Here is a 20,088-nt window from a genome sequence, read left to right on the forward strand (position 1 = left end):
ATGAAAAAGAAACAAGTTGAAAAGATTATTAAATATTCGATTAGAAAATTCTCAGTTGGAGTAGGCTCTGTAGTTATCGGAGCCTTCCTTTTTGGTAGCAACAACCTCATGGTTAGTAAGGTAGATGCTGATGAACTAGGTCAAAATAATCAGGTTCATTTTCGCTACTTGGCAGAGCAAGAATTAACTGAAGCAGAAAAGGCCTTAATTCATAGAGAGCTCCCTTCTGAATTAAAACAAGATGACCTTGTTTATCTTGTTTACCGAAAGAAAGCCACTATTTCTCAGGAATTACCAAAAACTGGAAGTAAAGAATTAGCACTTGCTGGCCTTGGTCTTACGACAGCATCGCTAGCTGTTTTGGTAATTTCAAAGAAAAATCATAATAAGGTTGCGGGTCTTCTCGTGATTGGTGCTTTAGGTGGAAGCTACTTTATTCCTCAAACGGCCTCAGCCTTTGAGAATCAAATCTTGAAGTCCTATAATCAGACAATCGCTGCATGTAGCCAGGAAGAATTAGCTAAAGGTGTCATTCAAATTGAGGGATATGAATATGTTGGCTACTTCAAGGAAGCTGATTTAAACCCATCACTACGTGAAAAACTACAAACTGAAAACCTTTCAAAACCTGTGACTGAGAAGCTGGAGATAGCCAAAGGTACTCAGGAAGAAGGTCATGTAGGTGAAGCACTAGTTCAAGCGGAGAATCCAGTATTTACAGGCGAAGTAAGTGCCAAGGGCACCCAGGAAGAAGGTCATGTAGGTGAAGCCCCAGTTCAGCCTGAGAACCCTGTATTTACAGGTGAAGTAAGTGCCAAGGGCACCCAAGAAGAAGGTCATGTAGGTGAGGCTCCAATCCAACCTGAGAACCCAGCCTATACAGGAGAGGTAAGTGCCAAGGGCACTCAAGAAGAAGGTCATGTAGGTGAGGCCCCAGTCCAACCGGAATTACCAGCCTACACAGGAGAAGTAACAGCCAAGGGCACTCAAGAAGAAGGTCATGTAGGGGAATCTCCAATCCAACCGGAACTCCCAGCTTATAAAGATGAAGTAACAGCCAAGGGCACTCAGGAAGAAGGTCATGTAGGGGAGGCCCTAATCCAACCTGAACTCCCAGCCTATACAGGAGAAGTAAGTGCCAAGGGTACCCAGGAAGAAGGTCATGTAGGCGAATCTCCAATCCAACCGGAATTACCAGCCTATACAGGAGAAGTAAGTGCCAAGGGTACTCAAGAAGAAGGTCATGTAGGCGAATCTCCAATCCAACCTGAACTCCCAGCCTATACAGATGAAGTAACGGCTAAAGGGACTCAGGAAGAAGGACACGAAGGTGAACCTCTCATTCAACCTAGCTTGCCAGAATACAATGTGACAGAGTCAACTGTGATAGAAACAGAAACTGTTACAATTCCATATTCTACAGAATACCTATCGGATTCTAATCGCTATACAGACGAAGAAAGTGTTGTTCAAAAGGGTGAAGCTGGTAGTCAACTCATACATCGTGTATACAAAACTGTAGATGGGGAGAAAGTTGGCGAAGCTATCACCACTAGTACGGAAATTGTTAAAGCTCCTGTAGCTGAAAAAATCAGTCGCGGAACCAAACCAATTGAAGGCCAAACCGAAGAAGTTTCTGTTGAAGAAGTTCCTTTTAAAACGATAATGGAACAAGATTCGAGTTTACTCAAGGGAACTGAAACAGTTGCTCAGGTAGGTAAGAATGGTAAGAAGAAAATTACCAAAGTTTACAAGACTATCAAGGGTGTGAAAACTGCAGATGCACCTACTGTTTCAGAAGAAGTTCTTGAACAGTCACAAGACCACATTATCAAAAAAGGTACTAAGGAATTAGAAAAACCTACTCTAACATTAACTAAAGTTGATACAGAAGAATTGAATCGAAGTGCAAAAGCAACTTATAGCCTTAAAAAACCAGATGGAGTGACTATCAAGTCTATTCAAGCAGTGTTGAAAAAAGGCAATCAAGTTATTAAGACATTTGCTATTTCAGAGTCTAATCTTGCGACAGCTTTAGCTGATTTAGATTATTACAAGGATTATACACTTGCGACGACTATGGTGTATGATCGTGGTAATGGTGACGAGGAAGAAGTTCTTAAGGAAGAACCATTGAGAATCGACCTTAAAAAAGTTGAAGTCAAAAATATTAAGGAAACAAGCTTAATCAGTGTGGATGACCAAGGTAATGAGACCGATAGTAGTCTCTTGTCCGAGAAACCATCGAATGTTAAGCCTTACTACTTAAAAGTTACGACTTACGATAACAAGGTTACGAAACTAGCTGTTGATAAAATCGAAGAAGTTACTGTAGATGGAAATAAACTTTACAAGGTAACTGCAAAAGCACCAGATTTGATTCAACGTACTGCAGAAAATCGTTTCACTGAAGAGTATGTACACTATTTGCCTAAGCCAAAAGCTCATGAAGGTGATGTGTACTACGACTTTAATGAACTTGTAAAAGCTATGCAAGCAAATCCTACGGGTACCTTTAAGCTTGGTAGCAATATGAATGCTAATAATGTACCACCGGCTGGCAAATCTTATGTAACCAATGCCTTTAAAGGTTCATTGGGAAGCACTGATGGTAACAAATTTGCTATTCATAATATCACTAGACCATTATTTGGAAACATTGAAGGTGGTTCTGTTAAGGATCTCTTACTGGAAAATGTCAATATTGATATGCCTGGAGTTGATCGAGTAGCTCCAATCGCAGGTGTTATCAAAAACAATGCAACTATTGAAAATGTCAAAGTAACCGGAAGTGTTGTCGGTAATAATGATGTAGCTGGTATTATCAATAAAATTGATGGTAGTGGAAAAGTAAGTAATGTCGCCTTTATCGGTAAACTTCACGCTGCTGGCAATAGAGGAGGCTATTTAGCTGGTATTCTTGGTGAAAACTGGAAGGGTGTTGTTGAGAAAGCATACGTTGATGCTGAAATTACTGGTAATAAAGCAAAAGCTGCAGGACTAGTCTATTCATCTCAAAATGGTGCTAATAACTACACGGTCGGTACAGAAGGGGTTCTAAGAAATTCTGTTGCTAAAGGTTCTATCGAACTGAAAGAAGCTGTTCAGTCTGGTGGATTGCTGGGTACTAACTGGGCCTTAGGTGCTATTGAAGACAATATCACCATGATGAAAGTCAAAACAGGTGAGATGGTGTTTGGTCACTCAGATATTGATGCTGACGACTACTTCACTTATTCAAGAACCAAACGTAATTATAGTGTTGATGACGTGAGTGAAGGTAAAAAATCCTTTAACAATTCACGTAAAATTCCAAGTATCTCACTGGCTGAAGCCGAGAAGAAAATTGAAGCAATGGGAATCACTGCTGATAAATTTACCAGCAGCAAGCCAATTGAAGATAAGCTTAATAACAGTCTAAACAAAGACGATCAGTACAAAGCAATTGATAGTTATGATGCAACTCGTGAGCTAGCTTACCGTAATATTGCAAAACTTCAACCTTTCTATAATAAAGAGTGGATTGTAGACCAAGGTAATAAATTAGCTACAGGAAGTCCTCTCTTGACTAAAGAAGTATTGTCTGTAACTGCTATGAAAGGCAATACCTTTGTGACGGAATTGGCTGATGCTGATCATATTATGATCCACTATGCAGATAAGACAAAAGATATCTTTACCATTTCACCTAAAGATTCAAAAGTGAAACAAGTGAAAGAGTACGGTATTGCAGAACTTGGTGAAGTTGTTTATACTCCGAACATGGTTGACAAGGACCGTAGTGATCTCATCAATGCTATTGTTGAAAAATTGAGTCCTGTGGAATTACAATCTGATCCAATCTACACGCACCTTGGTAGAACTGGTCCTAACAAAGTAAATGCGATTAAGAACCTTTACCTCGAAGAAACCTTCAAAGAAGTCAAGGATAATCTGGCGAAATTTGTGAAACAGTTGCTTGAAAATGAAGATCATCAATTAAACACAGATGAAGCTGCTAAACGTGCCTTGATCAAGAAGATTGATGACAACAAGGCTGCTGTTCTTCTTGGTTTGTCTTACCTTAATCGATACTACGGAGTTAAGTTTGATAACTTTAATATCAAGCAACTCATGTTGTTCAAACCAGACTTCTATGGTAAGAATGTAAGTGTATTAGACTTCTTGATTAAGATTGGTTCCAAAGAAAATAACATTAAAGGTGATAGAACTTTAGAAGCTTATCGCGAAACTATCGGTGGAGTTATCGGCATAGGCGAGTTAAACAGTTTCTTAGACTATAATATGCGTCTATTCACAGAAGACAAAGATCTAAATGATTGGTTTATAAAAGCAACTAAAGATAATGTCTATATCGTGGAACCAAAAACAAGCAATCCTGATTTTGCAGATAAGAAACATAGAGCTTACGAAGGATTAAATAACGATATGCATGGCAAGATGATTTTACCACTCTTGAACTTAAAAGATGCCCATATGTTCTTGATTTCAACTTACAATACAATGGCTTATAGTTCATTTGAGAAATATGGTAAGTACACTGAAGCAGAGCGTAATGCCTTCAAAGCTGAAATCGATAAAGTTGCAAAAGGACAACAGAATTACCTAGATTTCTGGTCACGTCTATCTCTAGATAAAGTACGTAATCAGCTCTTGAAGAGCAATAATATGGTTCCAACACCTGTACTGGACAACCAGAATTATAAAGGCATTAGTACTGATCGTTATGGCCATACAAATGGTGGTAAAGATGTGGCACCTATCCGTGAATTGTATGGACCTACCGACCGTTACCACGCAACAGATTGGCGTATGGGAGCTGTGGCTCGCGTTTATGCGAATCCATATAAGGATGATTCTGTCTTCTTTATGGTGACGGATATGATTAGTGATTTTGGGGTATCTGCCTTCACTCACGAAACGACTCACGTCAATGACCGAATGGTTTATCTAGGTGGCTCAAGACACCGTGAAGGTACTGATTTGGAAGCATTTGCTCAAGGGATGTTACAAACTCCGTCAGTATCAAATCCAAACGGTGAATACAAAGCACTAGGTCTCAACATGGCTTATGAACGTCCAAACGACGGAAATCAATGGTATAACACTAATCCAAATGACCTTAAATCACGTGACGAAATTGATCGTTACATGAAGGGCTACAACGACACTCTTATGCTTCTGGATTATCTTGAAGGAGAGGCTGTCCTCGATAAAGCAAATCAAGATTTAAACAATGCTTGGTTCAAGAAGGTTGATAAGCAATACCGAGGAAATAACACCAAGAATCAATTCGACAAGGTTCGACCTTTAAGTGATGAGGAAAAAGCTATTCCTTTACACACAGTAGATGACTTAATTACGAACAACTTCATGACCAACCGTGGTCCAGGTAATAGAGTTTATAATCCATCTGACTTTGATTCTGCTTATGTGAATGTTCCAATGATGACTGGTATCTATGGTGGTAATACAAGTGAAGGTGCTCCTGGAGCGATGTCCTTCAAACACAATACTTTCAGAATCTGGGGTTACTATGGCTATGAAAAAGGCTTCCTGAACTATGCTTCTAACATGCTAAAAGCTGAATCTAAAAAAGCTGGTAAAGATACTCTAGGTGATGACTTCATCATTAACAAGATTTCTGAAGGAAAATTCAACAATCTTGAAGAATGGAAGAAAGCTTACTTCAATGAAGTTGTAACAAGTGCCAAAAATGGAATTCAGTCTATTGAAATAGATGGTAAAACATACAATAGCTATGAAGACTTGAAACGTGCATTTGCTGAAGCAGTTGATAAAGATAAGGCTACTCTAAGTAACGGCGCTGTCAAATTTGACAATACTGTTGCACTGAAAGAAAAAATCTTTAAAAAATTGCTGCAACAAACTGACAGTTTCAAAACCTCTATCTTTAAATAATCAATTGACTCTCACCTGCTAAGCAGGTGGGTGTTTTTTGTGCCCCAAAAGATGCCTTTTTTTCCAAACAGATTTTAAGTATTTTTAGGGTGATAGGTATATAATAGAGCTATAATACAATATCTATATTCATATGATGAGCGAGAAAGGTGATGAAAATGAAAAAATGGCAAGCAACTGTATTGGTCTGCGCTAGTCTGGTCTGTCTATCGGCTTGTAACAATCAGATGGAGAATCAAGCTGATAAGCAAAATAGAGACAAAAATGCACAAGTTAGCTCTCAAACTGCAAAAAAAGGAGAAGAAGTTCCAGACTTTGAGCTTACGGGAGTTGATGGTAAAACTTATCGCCTATCAGATTATAAAGGCAAAAAAGTCTATCTCAAATTTTGGGCATCTTGGTGCTCTATTTGTCTAGCCAGCCTCCCTGATACCGATGAACTGGCAAAAGAAGCTGGCGATGACTTTGTCATCTTGACAGTTGTTTCTCCTGGTCAAAAAGGAGAGCAAGCAGAAGAAGCCTTCCAAAAATGGTATCAGGGCTTGGACTATAAAAATCTCCCTGTCCTTTTAGACCCTTCGGGACAACTTTTAGCGAGTTACGGAGTTCGTTCTTATCCGACTCAGGCCTTTATTGATAAAGAAGGTAAACTAGTTAAGACCCAGCCAGGCTTTATGGACAAGGAAACTATTTTACAGACGCTAAAAAGCATAGATTAGAGGCTCATCATGAATGATAAATTAAAAATAATTGTATTCATTGGAATCATTATTTGCGTTATTATCGGACTTTTATTTCTTTGGGAAAAAAGGAGCGCAAGCTACACAGATACCACTCAAATTGAGAAGGCAGCAGTTAGTCAAGGGCAAAAAGTCACGAAAAAAACTGAGCCAAGTAAAGATGCTGACTTACATGAAATATATCTAGCGGGAGGCTGTTTCTGGGGAGTTGAAGAGTATTTTTCAAGAGTAGCAGGTGTGACAGATGCTGTTTCTGGCTATGCGAATGGCAGAGGAGAAACAACCCAGTATGAATTGATCGGCCAAACGGGGCATGCTGAGACTGTTCATGTGACCTACGATGCCAATCAAATTACTCTAAAAGAGATCTTGCTCCATTATTTCCGCATTATCAATCCAATTAGTAAGAATAAGCAAGGAAATGATGTGGGGACTCAGTACAGAACGGGAGTCTACTATAAGGACGAGCAGGACCTAGAAGTCATCAATCAAGTCTTTGAGCAAGTTGCTCAAAAGTATGAGCAGCCTCTAGCGGTTGAAAAGGAAGCCTTAAGAAATTTTATCGTGGCTGAGGACTATCACCAAGATTATCTCCAGAAAAATCCCAATGGATATTGCCATATCAATGTCAATCAAGCATCCTATCCTGTTATTGATGCGAGTAAATATCCAAAACCGAGTGACGATGAATTAAAAAAACTCCTATCTCCAGAGGAGTATGCAGTGACTCAAAATAGTCAAACAGAACGGGCCTTTTCAAATCGTTACTGGGATAAATTTGAAGCAGGCATTTATGTAGATGTAGCAACTGGCGAACCACTCTTTTCTTCGAAAGATAAATTTGAATCGGGCTGTGGTTGGCCAAGCTTTACCCAGCCTATCAGTCCAGATGTTGCGACCTATAAGGAAGACAAGTCGTACAATATGGTCAGAACAGAAGTCAGAAGTAGAACTGGAGATTCCCATCTGGGACATGTCTTTACAGACGGACCTAAGGACAAGGGAGGGCTCCGCTATTGTATTAACAGCCTGTCTATCCGTTTTATTCCAAAGGATCAAATGGAAGAAAAGGGTTATGGTTATTTGTTAGATTATGTTGAGTGAACCTGATATACTTACAAAAGAGTTTACTAGAAAAATGTTTTAGATTCATATTTGATTTTTTAGAAGTCTTGACTATAATATTTGAAGTTTCATTACTCTTAAATAAAGATATTTTTAAATAAAAGAAAAAAATTATCAAAAAACGATAAAAAAGTGTTGCGTTTCAAAAAAATTATGCTATACTAGATATATCGATAAACAATAATAAGTTTTCGAGTAGTAACAAAAAGAGCTCATTTGTTGCTAAAACAAAAATATTTTATAATAGAGGAAATCATCATGAAAAAAACTACATCAACTAAAATCGTAAACTTTACTAAATCACTTGTTACATTAGGCTCTAATTTCGGAATCTTTACCCTCAGTTTCTTTAGTATCGCTTCCTTAGTTCTTCTCCTTGGTCAATTTGATATCAGCCAACTAATGCCTGAAAGTGCAGAGGTAACAAGATCAGGCTACGAAGCGTGGGGAGGAGTTAATGCCTTTGTTCTAACCTTTTTTGCTGGTAATACACTTCTAACTTATGGCCTTATCAAATTAAAACAGTTTGCTAAGGACTTTAAGGAAAGCGATTTTTTTGAAGATACAACCATTTCATTCTTGAAAAAAGGTGCAGTTTTAATGACACTAGTAGGAGCAATCCAAGGTATTACAGAACTTATTCTTAACCCAGCTCATATTATTTTTAACTTCTCGATTGCAGCATTTTTGTTTCTTGCTAGCTTGGTGCTTACCTCTATCAAAAATCAATTTTCAGATAAAGTAGCATAATACATATACGTAAAACTTACTAATATTGTATAATATAGTAGAGATTAGAAACGAGGTTTTGAAATTAATGTCTAAGAAAAATTCCTACTTACCATTTGCTTTAGGTTTTATTAATATCCTACTTTTTATCTTGGGAGTGTCTTTAGTTATATCCATCCTTTTAACAGTTTTCAATGTAACTGAGATTAGCCTATTTAACCTTGGAACTATTTACTTAAAACCTGATATGGTGAATACTTCAATACTAGTGAGTGCTTTGTCCTTTATCAATAGCTTTATCATTCTGTTTGTACTATTCTGTGTTAGACAGTTCTTCCAAAATATCATTCATGAACAGATTTTTACAGTTCATAATGTCAAACTTGCTAATCGTATTTCTCTTTCCCTCTTTATTGCCTCATTTCTAGGAGATGGGATTTTGACACTCAATGGTTACTCATTCTTAAATATAACATTCATGGTTACTGCTCTCGTTGTTTGGACAATTGGAAAAATCCTTGAAAAAGCAAACGAAATTGCAGAAGAGAATGAGTTTACAATTTAGAGAAAGGAGACTATCCTATGATTGTTATTAATCTAGATGTTGAATTAGCAAAGAAAAAAATGCGTTCAGGAGATTTAGCAGAACGTGTAGGTATTACTCCCGCAAATCTTTCAATACTGAAGACAGGTAAGGCTAAAGCTATTCGTTTTTCAACGCTTGAAGCCATCTGCAAAGAACTTGGGTGCCAACCTGGTGATATATTGGAATATGTACCAGACTAAAAATGTGGTTCAGCGAATGCTGATCCGCTTTTTTATTTAAAAATAATCAATTTATCTCGAAAATATTTTGTAAAAAAATCAACAAAATATTATAATAAGATTATAAAAGCGGAACAAAGGAGATGTCTTTAAGGACAAGAACAAAGCTGACATGGAAGATAGAAAAAAACTACAAAAATTTGCCATTCGCAAACTGAGCATGGGAGTTGGATCGGTATTGATTGGACTTGCCTTCATTGGAGGAACACTTGAACCAAAACTGGTTCAGGCTGATGAAACCAAGCAAGTTTCCTTTCACTATTTAGCGGAATCGGAGTTGACAGCTGCTGAACGTGAACTCATTCACCATGAATTGCCACAAGATCTTAGCCAAGAGAGCTATTATCTAGTTTATCGCAAGCAGGGACCAGCCATCTTACCTCAAACAGGATCTGTCACCTTCCCCTTGGCTGGTCTTGGTCTTTTGACGGCTAGTTTGGTGCTTTTCCTATTTTCTAAGAAAAAGCCCTCGAAGATAGTTGGAGTGCTATTGATTGCTGCGGTGGGTAAGAGTTTATTACTCCCTTATCATGTATTTGCTTTTGAGCACAAGGACTTGCTAGCTTATGATCAGACTAAAACCCTTGTGTCTGCAGATGGCTTATCTCAAGGGATTATTGACATTAAAGGCTATGAATATGTCGGCTATTTATTAGAGTCGGATTTAAGAGGAATAGGCCAAGATCTAACATCTAGTGCAAGCCCAGAAATTCCTGCAAAACCAGTAAATCAAGCAGCTGTTCATGAAATTCCCGAATTTACAGGTGGCGTATCAGGCGAGTCCTTGGTTGAGCCAACAAAACCAACATTTGAAGGTGGGATCAATGGAGAAAGTACCGTAGCTGAATCCTTACCAGAGTATACACCAGAATTTAGTAGCCAAAGTGGCGTCCCAGAAGTCCACAACAAACAAGAGTTTACAGGCGGAGTATCTGGCGAATCATTGGTTGAGCCACCTAAACCAACATTTGAAGGAGGAGTCAATGGCTCAGGTACAGTAGCTGAAGCCTTGCCAGAGTATACACCAGAATTTAGTAGTCAAAGTGGCCTACCAGAAGTTCATGACAAACCCGAATTTACAGGTGGGGTATCAGGCGAATTCTTGGTTGAGCCGTCTAAACCAATATTTGAGGGTGGAGTCAATGGCCCAGGTACAGTAGCTGAAGCCTTGCCAGAGTATACACCAGAATTTAGTAGCCAAAGTGGCGTCCCAGAAGTTCATGACAAATCAGACTTTACAGGTGGGATATCAGGCGAATCCTTGGTTGAGCCAACAAAACCAATATTTGAAGGAGGAGTCAATGGCCTAGGTACAGTAGCTGAAGCCTTACCAGAGTATACACCAGAATTTAGCAGTCAAAGTGGCATCCCAGAAGTCCATGACAAACCAGACTTTACAGGCGGTGTATCAGGCGAATCCTTGGTTGAGCCAACAAAACCAACATTTGAGGGCGGCGTCAATGGCCAAGGAGCAGTATCCGAAGCCATACCAGAGTATGAAGGAGGTGCAGTTCCAGTTGATACTTTGAAACAGGAACTCCCTGAGTTTACAGGTGGGGTATCAGGCGAATCCTTAGTTGAACCAACAAAACCATCATTTGAGGGTGGCGTTAATGGTCCGGGTACAGTAGCTGAAGCCTTGCCAGAATATGAAGGAGGCGTAGTTTCAGTTGATGCTCTGAAACAGGAACTCCCTAGCTATAGTGGTGGTGTGAATGCTACTGAAGCGCTAGTTTTAGATGCAAAACCGACTTTACATATTGAAGTCCGAAAAGAGTTGATTCCTAAACAAACTAGGGAAAAGATTGATCCAGACATGCTTGTCGGTGAAACAAGAATCGAGCAAGTCGGTCAAGATGGTGAGAAAGAGATTGTTACCAGCTATGAGGAAAAAGATGGGAAACGTATTTCAGAGCCGAAAGAAATAACACGGATTTTAACAGAAGCTAAAGATCAGGTTATCATCCGTGGAAGTAAGGAAAAAGAAGAAATTAAACCTGAACCTGTCCTAACTCTTTCAAATATTACTGGAAATTCGATGGGCCGTTCAGCTCGCTTAAGCTATAACTTGGACAAGGCAGATGGCGTTACCGTTTCAAAAATCAGTGCCACTATTAAAGCCAAGGGGCTAGAGGATCAGACTCTGGACTTGACGAGTGATCAGCTGGAAGCAACAGTTGATAATCTAAAACTCTACACGGACTACACTATTTCTACAAGGATGGTCTACAATCGTGGTAAGGGTGAGGAGAGCACTCTGCTTGAGGACAAGAAGCTTCGTTTAGAGCTTAAAAAGCTAGAAATAAAAGATATCAAGGAAACAAGCCTTGTTAAGGTTGAAAATGGCAAAGAGTCTGTGATTCAGCACTTGACAGAAGTGCCAAGAAACTTGGAAGACTATTACCTCAAGATTAGTTCAGAGAGCCATAAGACCAGCCGTTTAGCCATCAAGTCTATTCAAACTGAGAGAATTGATGGAAAAGAATATTATAAGGTGAATGCTGAAGCAACTGACTTGATTCAACGCAATGCTCAGAAAAATTTTGAAGAAGGCTTTAGCTACTATCTGGCTAAGTCAAGTGCTGATTCTCCTACGATTGCTAATGTAAAAGAATACGCTTATAAGGATATTCAAGATTATGATAGTCGCCATGATCAAGCCTATCGCAACCTTGAAAAATTGCAACCGTTCTACAATAAAGAATGGATTGTGAATCAAGGAAATAAACTGGATCTTGATCACAATCTAGCCAAGAAGCAGGTAGTCTCTGTTATCGCCATGAAAGGGAAAGATTTTGTGACGGACCTGTCAGCGGCAGACCATATCATGGTTCATTATGCAGATCAAACCAAGGATATATTTGCAATCACCTCACAAAATTCTGGCTTGACTGCCATCAAGGAATACAAGATTGCTGACTTGGATCTGCTTTATACTCCAGATATGCTGGTTAAGAATCGTTCAGCCTTAGCCAAGGAGATAACATCTATCCTGAAAACAGTGGACTTACAGTCGGATGGAGTTTATCGAATCCTAGATGATCAAGCCACTAGCCTTGATAAAAAGGTTGAGGCAGTGAAGAACTGGTATCTAGAAGAAAGCCTTGCAGAGGTCAAAGCGAAGCTAGGAATCCTGGTTGATAAGTTACTTACAAATCTAGACTACCAGTGGAATGAATCGCCTGCTAGAACTGCTGCCTTGAAGAAAAAAGTTCAGGACAATCAATCAGCTATCATGCTGGGACTTGCTTATCTCAATCGCTATTACGGTATCCGATTTGCGGATTACAATCTGAAAGAACTCATGCTCTTTAAACCACATTTTTATGGCCAAAATGTGGATATCTTGGATCGATTGATTGAACTTGGTTCAAGAGAGAACAACCTAAAAGGCGACCAGACTCATGAAACCTTTGCCAGAGTCCTAGCCAAAGATACAAAATCTGAAGATTTACATGCCTTCTTAGACTACAACAGACAGTTATTGACGACTGACAAGGATATGAATGACTGGTTTGTGAATGCCACCAAGGGCCATGTCTACATAGCAGAGCGAGCTTCGAAGAATCAAGAAATTGCAAATCGAAAGCATCGGGCTTATGACAATCTTAATAACTGGTTGCATCGCAATATGATTCTGCCTTTGTTGAATGTCAAGAAGGCACAGATGTTCCTGATTTCCAACTACAATACCATTACCTTCGGATCAGCTGATAAATCTGGCAAAACCATAGACCAGATGAAGGCTGACATTGATCTAGTAGCGGACCGTCAGTTGACTTACTTGGACTTCTGGTATCGACTTGCTGCTGATGAAGTTAAAGACCGTATGGTTAAGAGTGATTTTAATGTAGCTACACCAGTTTGGGAAGGTTATCGCGTTGATAGACGTGGCTGGGTAGAGCGTTATGGACATACTAGTGGTATGGAAGACTACGCGCCAATTCGTGAAGTATTTGGACCAGCAGGACGTTACTATAAGGACAATAAGCTAGGGGCTTATGCTTCTATCTATCCTAAGATAAATGCCAGAGATGCTGTTCACTTTGTGGAAATCGATATGATGAGTGAGTATGGTTTGTCTGTCTACACCCATGAGACAACTCACGTCAACGATCGTATTGTCTATCTGGGTGGCTACAAACATCGTGAAGGAACCTATGTAGAAGCCTATGCTCAGGGCATGCTTCAGTCGCCAGCTGAGGAAGGTCATCAGGGTGAGTACGGGGCCCTCGGTCTCAACATGGCTTACATGCGACCAAATGATGGGGACCAATGGTACAATCCTGATCCAACTAAGTTGCAAACACGCCAGCAGATTGACCACTACATGAAGGGTTATAACGAGGCCTTGATGCTTCTAGATTATCTGGAAGGAGAAAGAGTTCTGGCTAAGAATGATCTCGCTTTGAAGAAGGCTTGGTTCAGCAAGATGACCAAGCAAATGCGCTATCAGGACCAGGATAATAAACTCCTTGCTCCTAACCAGTGGGATTATGTCCGTCCATTGACAGATGAAGAAGCCAAGACTCAGCTAAATTCTGTGGATGACTTAATCAAACATAACATCATCACCAATAGGCATTATCAGGGAACTTACCGACCAGAAGAACTCAAGACAGCTTATGTCAATGTCAAGATGGTGGATGCTATCTACGGTGGAAATACCAGTCAGGGAGCTCCAGGAGCCATTTCCTTCAAGCATAATGCCTTCCGTATGTGGGGATATTATGGCTACGAAAATGGTTTCCTAGGCTATGCTTCTAATAAATACAAGGATGAGGCGTTAAGCGAGGGGCATGACACCCTTGGAGATGATTTCATTATCCAGAAGGTTTCGAAGGGCAAGTTCCAGAACTTAGAAGAATGGAAGAAGGCCTGGTTTGACGCTATTATTGCCAAGGCAAAACGAGGAATTCATAGTTTTGAAATTGATGGCCAACAAATTGATTCTTACGAGAAATTGCAAGATTTGTTTGACCAAGCAGTAGAAACGGATTACCGAAACTTTAAGTATGGAGGCTCAGTTGCAAACTATACAGTAGCTCTGAAGAAAAAAGTCTTCCAAAAACTATTGCAGGTCACAGATGCCTTTTCATCCGAACTCTTTCCCAAATGATAGATAAAAGAGAGTGTGTTTTTAGATTTGCTAAGGAAGTGAAATCTACTTTAGCATTCTCAGAGAATAAAATTGCCAGATTCCTGTTGGGGTCTGGCTTTTATGGTATACTTAGGATATGCATAGAAAAACAGTGATTGATTTTAGGGCTTTGGGCGAGCGATACACCTTTACCCAGCCTATTAAAGAGTTAAAAACCAGAAATTTAGCAGAAGTGACGGACTTATTAGCACAAGTGGAAAGCTATCAAGAGCAAGGCTATTATGTGGTAGGCTATGTCAGCTATGAGGCTGCGCCAGCTTTTGAGGAAACATTAGCAGTACACTCAGCTCCCTTACTGGGAGAATATTTACTTTACTTCACTGTTCATGACAGTGTTGAAATCTCTAGCATTCCTCTGACTTATGAGGAGGTGGATTTGCCATCAAACTGGCAGGAAGTAACATCTGCTGAGGACTATGAAAAGGCAATTGCTCAGATTCACCATCATTTACGACAGGGCGATACTTATCAGGTCAATTATACGGTTCAACTCAAGCAGGAGTTGTCTGCCAATCCTTTTGCTATCTACAATCGTATGGTGGTTGAGCAGGAGGCGGGTTACAATGCTTACATAGAGCATGACGACATGGCAGTGATTTCCATGAGCCCAGAGCTTTTTTTCGAGCAAAATGGTCGTGAGTTGACGACTCGCCCTATGAAGGGAACGACTAAACGTGGTTTGAATGATGATGACGACTTGAAAGAAGCAGCTTGGTTGGAGCAGGACCCCAAAAATCGTTCAGAGAATATGATGATAGTGGACCTCTTGCGCAATGACATGAATCGTCTGTCTGAGGTGGGTAGTGAGTATGTAGAGCGTTTATGCCAAGTAGAGCAGTATTCTACAGTTTGGCAGATGACTTCAACTATCAAGAGTCAGTTACGACCAGATGTTGACCTAGTTGAAATCTTCCGTTCACTCTTTCCATGTGGCTCCATTACAGGAGCTCCCAAGATAGCGACCATGGAAATTATCAAGAACTTGGAACCACAAGCTAGAGGAGTTTACTGTGGAACTGTTGGCCTCCTACTTCCCAATGGACGACGGATTTTCAATGTGGCTATTCGAACTATTCAACTGCATGGAGGGCAAGCTATCTATGGTGTCGGAGGTGGCATCACTTGGGATAGTACTTGGGAGTCAGAATACCGTGAAGTCCATCAAAAGGCAGCTGTTCTTTACCGAAAACAACCTCGTTTTCAATTGATTACGACAGGGAAAATCAGCCAGAAAAAATTGTTCTTTGAAAAGCAACATCTAGAAAGATTGCAAAAGGCTAGTCGTTATTTTGCCTTTCCATTTGACCAAGAAGTTTTGAAACAAAAAATAGAGAAGGAGTACCAGTCTTGTGGCGTCCATCAAGATTATCGGATACGAATCAGTCTCAGCAAATCTGGAGAGATTGAAATTGAACGACAAGTATTGACAACGCTTAGCTCTAGTTTTTGTCAGGCCAAGCTTTGTCAGCAAGAAGCTGATTTGGAGCAGGCCTTTACCTACTTTAAGACGACACACCGACCACATTTGACAGTGGGAGAGCAGGAAATCATCTATCACACTGCTGATGGAAAATTGCTTGAAACCTCTATTGGGAATTTGGTCTTAAAAATGGATGGCAAGCTCTATACACCTCCTAGTCAGCTAGGCCTGTTACCAGGGATTTATCGTCAACACTTGCTTGAGAGCAGGCAGACAGAAGAAAAGGTTTTAACCATAGGAGATTTGAAACAGGCAGAAGCCATCTATGCTTGTAATGCAGTGAGAGGTTTGTATGAGTTATCATTGCAGGAGAACTAAATGAAACTAATATTTTTACATGGACTAGGTCAGTCAGCGGAGAGTTGGCAAGAAGTGCAAGAATTGCTTGCAGATTATCCCTCTGAAGCCCTTGACTTATTCCCTACTGGAGTTACTAGCTATCAAGAAGTCAAGGAGCACATTTATCAGCACTTATCAAAGGAGACAGAACCTTTTATCCTAATCGGTTTGTCCTTAGGAGCTGCCCTTGCATTAGAGCTGTCAAGTTATGATTTGCCAAATCTTCAGGCCTTGGTTTTATCAGGTTGTCCATTGAAACTAGCGGGCAATATCCCTTTTTACATTCAGGTGCTGATATTTAAATTGCTGCCTAAGAGGATATTTGAGAAACAGGGAGCAGATAAGGCTCTTATGGTTGGAGTTTCTGAGGAATTAAAAACACTTGATTTAAGAGAGAGTGCACGGAATTGTCCCTATCCAAGCTTGTTAGTTTGTGGTAGTCAGGATAAGCCTAATCTCAGTTCAATGAAAGCTATTCAAGAACTGATGCCAAATTCCCAGTTTCAGATTATCCCTGACGGCCCTCATATTTTGAATAGGGCAAAACCAAAAGAGTTTGCAGAAATAACTAGAAATTTTCTTGAATTGCTGAAATAAGTTTGATAAAATAATATTGAAGTTGATATTATAATTTTAGGAGAAAATCATGAACAAACGTCATTTATTAAAACTAGGCCTAGCTTCTTTACCTGCTCTAGCTTTGTTTTTACATCCAGTTGTGGCAGATGAAAGTATCCATTTTTCAAGCTGTAAGGAAGCTTGGGAGAATGGTTATGCAGATATTCATAAGGGAGAACCAGGGTATTCTGCTACTCTAGATAAAGATCATGATGGGATTGCCTGTGAATCAAAGAATGCGCCTAAGGGTGTTTTAAAAGAGAAAAAGTCGAGTACATCTCAAGCTAACACCAATGTAGCACCTGATAGTGTAGCACCAAATAGTGCAACACCTACCCCAAGTGTAGCAGCTGAAAGTGGCTGGGTTCGTCAGAATGGATCTTGGTACTATTTTTCTGAAAATGGGAAACCAGTAACAAATACTTGGCAGGGTGCATACTATCTCAAGTCAGATGGAAGAATGGCTGAGAATGAGTGGGTATACGATAACTATTACCAAGCCTGGTATTACCTCAAATCAGATGGTTCTTATGCACGCAATACTTGGCAAGGAAGTTACTACCTCAAATCAGATGGTAAGATGGCTCAGGGTGAATGGCTTTATGATTCTTACTACAAAGCTTGGTATTACCTCAAATCAGATGGATCTTATGCGCGTAATACTTGGCAAGGTGCATATTACCTCAAGTCAAATGGGAAAATGGCTCAGAGTGAATGGGTTTATGACTATTCTTATCAATCTTGGTACTACTTAAAATCAGATGGCTCTTATGCTCGCAATGCATGGCAAGGAAACTACTATCTCAAATCAGACGGCAAAATGGCTAAGAATGAGCGAGTGGATGGTGGACGCTATTATGTAGATGCTTCTGGTTTGTGGAAACCATAGAATAGAAAAAAATCTGGAAAGTTAATGCAAACCTTTGCACAGATAGGCGGATTTTGGTATACTAGTACTGTAAGCATTTTCAATTTATAATAAAAGGAGAAAAAGATGAGTCAAAAGATTATCGGGATTGACCTTGGTGGGACATCTGTTAAGTTCGCAATTTTAACTCAAGAAGGAGAAATCCAAGAAAAATGGTCTATCAAGACTAACATTTTGGATGAGGGAAGCCATATTGTAGACGATATGATTGAATCTATTCAACATCGTTTTGAATTGCTTGGATTGTCTGCAGCAGATTTCCAAGGGATTGGTATGGGTTCACCTGGTGTGGTTGATCGTGATAAGGGAACTGTTATCGGTGCCTATAACCTCAACTGGAAAACTCTTCAACCAATCAAAGAAAAGATGGAAAAAGCCTTGGGTATTCCATTCTTTATCGACAATGATGCTAACGTAGCCGCACTTGGTGAGCGTTGGATGGGTGCCGGTGAAAACCAACCAGACGTTGTCTTTATGACTCTGGGTACAGGTGTTGGTGGCGGTATCGTGGCAGAAGGTAAATTGCTTCACGGTGTTGCAGGTGCTGCTGGTGAACTTGGACACATCACAGTTGACTTTGATCAACCAATCGCATGTACTTGTGGTAAAAAAGGCTGTCTTGAGACAGTAGCTTCAGCGACAGGTATTGTCAATTTGACTCGTCGTTATGCGGATGAATACGAAGGCGATGCAGAGTTGAAACGTTTGATCGATGACGGTGAAGAAGTAACAGCTAAAACTGTCTTTGACTTGGCAAAAGAAGGGGACGATCTTGCCTTGATCGTTTACCGTAACTTCTCACGTTACTTGGGTATTGCATGTGCCAACATCGGTTCAATCCTAAACCCATCAACAATCGTTATCGGTGGTGGTGTATCAGCTGCGGGGGAATTCCTTCTCCAAGGCGTGCAAAAGATTTATGATGAAAATACCTTCCCACAAGTTCGTACAACAACGAAATTAGCTCTTGCAACTCTAGGAAATGATGCTGGAGTTATTGGGGCAGCATCTCTTGTATTGCAATAAAAAGTAAAAAGGAGAAAAACACTAACTTAAAGCTAGTGATTTTCTTCCTTTCTTTTTTTATGCTATACTAGTTAAGACAATAATAGAGGTGAGAGTAAATGACAAAAGCAGATACGATTTTTAAAGAAAATATTGAGCGAATTCTCAATGAAGGTGTCTTTTCAGAACAGGCTCGTCCCAAGTACAAGGACGGGACAGTTGCCAACTCTAAGTATGTAACTGGAGCTTTTGCGGAGTATGATTTGTCAAAGGGGGAATTTCCCATCACAACTTTGCGTCCTATCGCTATTAAATCAGCTATTAAAGAAGTGCTTTGGATCTACCAAGATCAGACCAATAGTTTGGAAGTTCTCAATGACAAGTACAATGTTCACTACTGGAATGACTGGGAAGTTGGAGATACAGGGACTATTGGGGAACGTTATGGGGCTGTTGTTAAGAAGCATGACATCATTAACAAGATTCTCAAACAGTTAGAAGCCAATCCTTGGAACCGTCGTAATATCATTTCACTTTGGGATTATCAGGCTTTTGAGGAGACAGATGGCCTTCTTCCTTGTGCCTTCCAGACCATGTTTGATGTCCGTCGTGTAGATGGGGACATCTATCTGGATGCAACCTTGACCCAGCGTTCTAATGATATGCTGGTGGCCCACCATATCAATGCTATGCAGTATGTGGCTCTTCAAATGATGATTGCTAAACACTTTGGTTGGAAAGTTGGGAAATTCTTCTACTTTATCAACAACCTTCACATCTATGACAATCAATTCGAACAAGCTCAGGAATTGCTCCGTCGTGAACCTTCAAATTGCCAACCACGTTTAGTCTTGAATGTACCAGACAAGACTAATTTCTTTGATATTAAAGCAGAGGATTTTGAGTTGATCGACTATGATCCTGTGAAACCGCAATTGAAGTTTGATTTGGCTATTTAATAAATAAAAAGAAGTTGGAATTTCCAACTTCTTTTTTAAATTATTAGCGTGATACGCGACGACGAGCTGCTTTTTTACGATTTTCTTCGATGAAAGCTGCTTTTTGTTCTTCTGGTTCGATCACTTTCTTTTTAACTGCATAAACTGCACCTGCAACAGCAGCAACAGTTCCTGCGACACCTGTTACGAGACCTTTAGCAAAACCTTTAGCCATTAGTCTTCCTCCTTTAATTTATATATCAGGCAGAATTAGCTAG

Annotated in this window: 13 protein-coding genes; 12 read left to right on the top strand and 1 reads right to left on the bottom strand. The window is 39.9% G+C overall.

What is annotated here, in order from left to right; translation table 11 throughout:
- The 12 genes from QM941_RS01140 to QM941_RS01195 all read left to right on the top strand — a co-directional run bounded on the left by QM941_RS01140 (nt 1) and on the right by QM941_RS01195 (nt 19,831).
- Nucleotides 1-5,922 carry a ZmpA/ZmpB/ZmpC family metallo-endopeptidase gene (locus QM941_RS01140; RefSeq protein WP_414337939.1) on the top strand — a complete coding sequence of 1,974 codons (5,922 nt, stop codon included), beginning with the start codon at nt 1-3 and terminating at the stop codon, nt 5,920-5,922.
- Nucleotides 5,923-6,080: 158 nt separating this feature from the next.
- Complete coding sequence (locus tag QM941_RS01145) at nt 6,081-6,641, top strand: TlpA family protein disulfide reductase (protein WP_414337942.1); 561 nt, start codon at nt 6,081-6,083, stop codon at nt 6,639-6,641.
- A gap of 9 nt (nt 6,642-6,650) precedes the next feature.
- On the top strand, nt 6,651-7,766 hold the full coding sequence (gene msrB, locus QM941_RS01150; protein ID WP_414337944.1) for a peptide-methionine (R)-S-oxide reductase MsrB: 1,116 nt from the start codon (nt 6,651-6,653) through the stop codon (nt 7,764-7,766).
- A 279-nt stretch (nt 7,767-8,045) separates the two neighbouring features.
- Nucleotides 8,046-8,537 carry a hypothetical protein gene (locus QM941_RS01155; protein ID WP_414337947.1) on the top strand — a complete coding sequence of 164 codons (492 nt, stop codon included), beginning with the start codon at nt 8,046-8,048 and terminating at the stop codon, nt 8,535-8,537.
- Between the two features lie 67 nt (nt 8,538-8,604).
- The gene (locus tag QM941_RS01160) at nt 8,605-9,081 is read left to right on the top strand and encodes a DUF2975 domain-containing protein (RefSeq protein WP_414337950.1); all 477 of its coding nucleotides are present in this window, start codon (nt 8,605-8,607) and stop codon (nt 9,079-9,081) included.
- Between the two features lie 17 nt (nt 9,082-9,098).
- Nucleotides 9,099-9,302: a helix-turn-helix domain-containing protein gene (locus tag QM941_RS01165; RefSeq protein ID WP_004252288.1), complete on the top strand. Its 204-nt coding sequence runs from the start codon at nt 9,099-9,101 to the stop codon at nt 9,300-9,302.
- A 151-nt stretch (nt 9,303-9,453) separates the two neighbouring features.
- Nucleotides 9,454-14,460 (top strand): SIALI-17 repeat-containing surface protein, encoded by a 5,007-nt coding sequence (locus QM941_RS01170; protein ID WP_414337952.1) that lies wholly within the window; start codon nt 9,454-9,456, stop codon nt 14,458-14,460.
- Nucleotides 14,461-14,578: 118 nt separating this feature from the next.
- Nucleotides 14,579-16,300 carry an aminodeoxychorismate synthase component I gene (gene pabB / locus QM941_RS01175; protein ID WP_414337954.1) on the top strand — a complete coding sequence of 574 codons (1,722 nt, stop codon included), beginning with the start codon at nt 14,579-14,581 and terminating at the stop codon, nt 16,298-16,300.
- Nucleotides 16,301-16,918: an alpha/beta fold hydrolase gene (locus tag QM941_RS01180; RefSeq protein WP_414337956.1), complete on the top strand. Its 618-nt coding sequence runs from the start codon at nt 16,301-16,303 to the stop codon at nt 16,916-16,918. It abuts the gene before it with no gap.
- Between the two features lie 49 nt (nt 16,919-16,967).
- Nucleotides 16,968-17,828 carry an excalibur calcium-binding domain-containing protein gene (locus tag QM941_RS01185; RefSeq protein WP_414337958.1) on the top strand — a complete coding sequence of 287 codons (861 nt, stop codon included), beginning with the start codon at nt 16,968-16,970 and terminating at the stop codon, nt 17,826-17,828.
- Nucleotides 17,829-17,933: 105 nt separating this feature from the next.
- Nucleotides 17,934-18,893 carry an ROK family glucokinase gene (locus QM941_RS01190; RefSeq protein WP_414337960.1) on the top strand — a complete coding sequence of 320 codons (960 nt, stop codon included), beginning with the start codon at nt 17,934-17,936 and terminating at the stop codon, nt 18,891-18,893.
- A 98-nt stretch (nt 18,894-18,991) separates the two neighbouring features.
- On the top strand, nt 18,992-19,831 hold the full coding sequence (locus QM941_RS01195; protein ID WP_414337963.1) for a thymidylate synthase: 840 nt from the start codon (nt 18,992-18,994) through the stop codon (nt 19,829-19,831).
- Between the two features lie 43 nt (nt 19,832-19,874).
- Here the strand turns inward: QM941_RS01195 and QM941_RS01200 are convergent, their stop codons facing one another.
- Nucleotides 19,875-20,045, bottom strand: coding sequence for a DUF3042 family protein (locus QM941_RS01200; RefSeq protein WP_060956055.1), 171 nt, complete (start codon nt 20,043-20,045; stop codon nt 19,875-19,877).
- Between the last annotated feature and the right edge of the window lie 43 nt (nt 20,046-20,088).

Origin of the sequence: Streptococcus timonensis (assembly GCF_047460355.1) — a bacterium.
In the GTDB taxonomy this organism is placed as follows: Bacteria; Bacillota; Bacilli; order Lactobacillales; family Streptococcaceae; genus Streptococcus; species Streptococcus timonensis_A.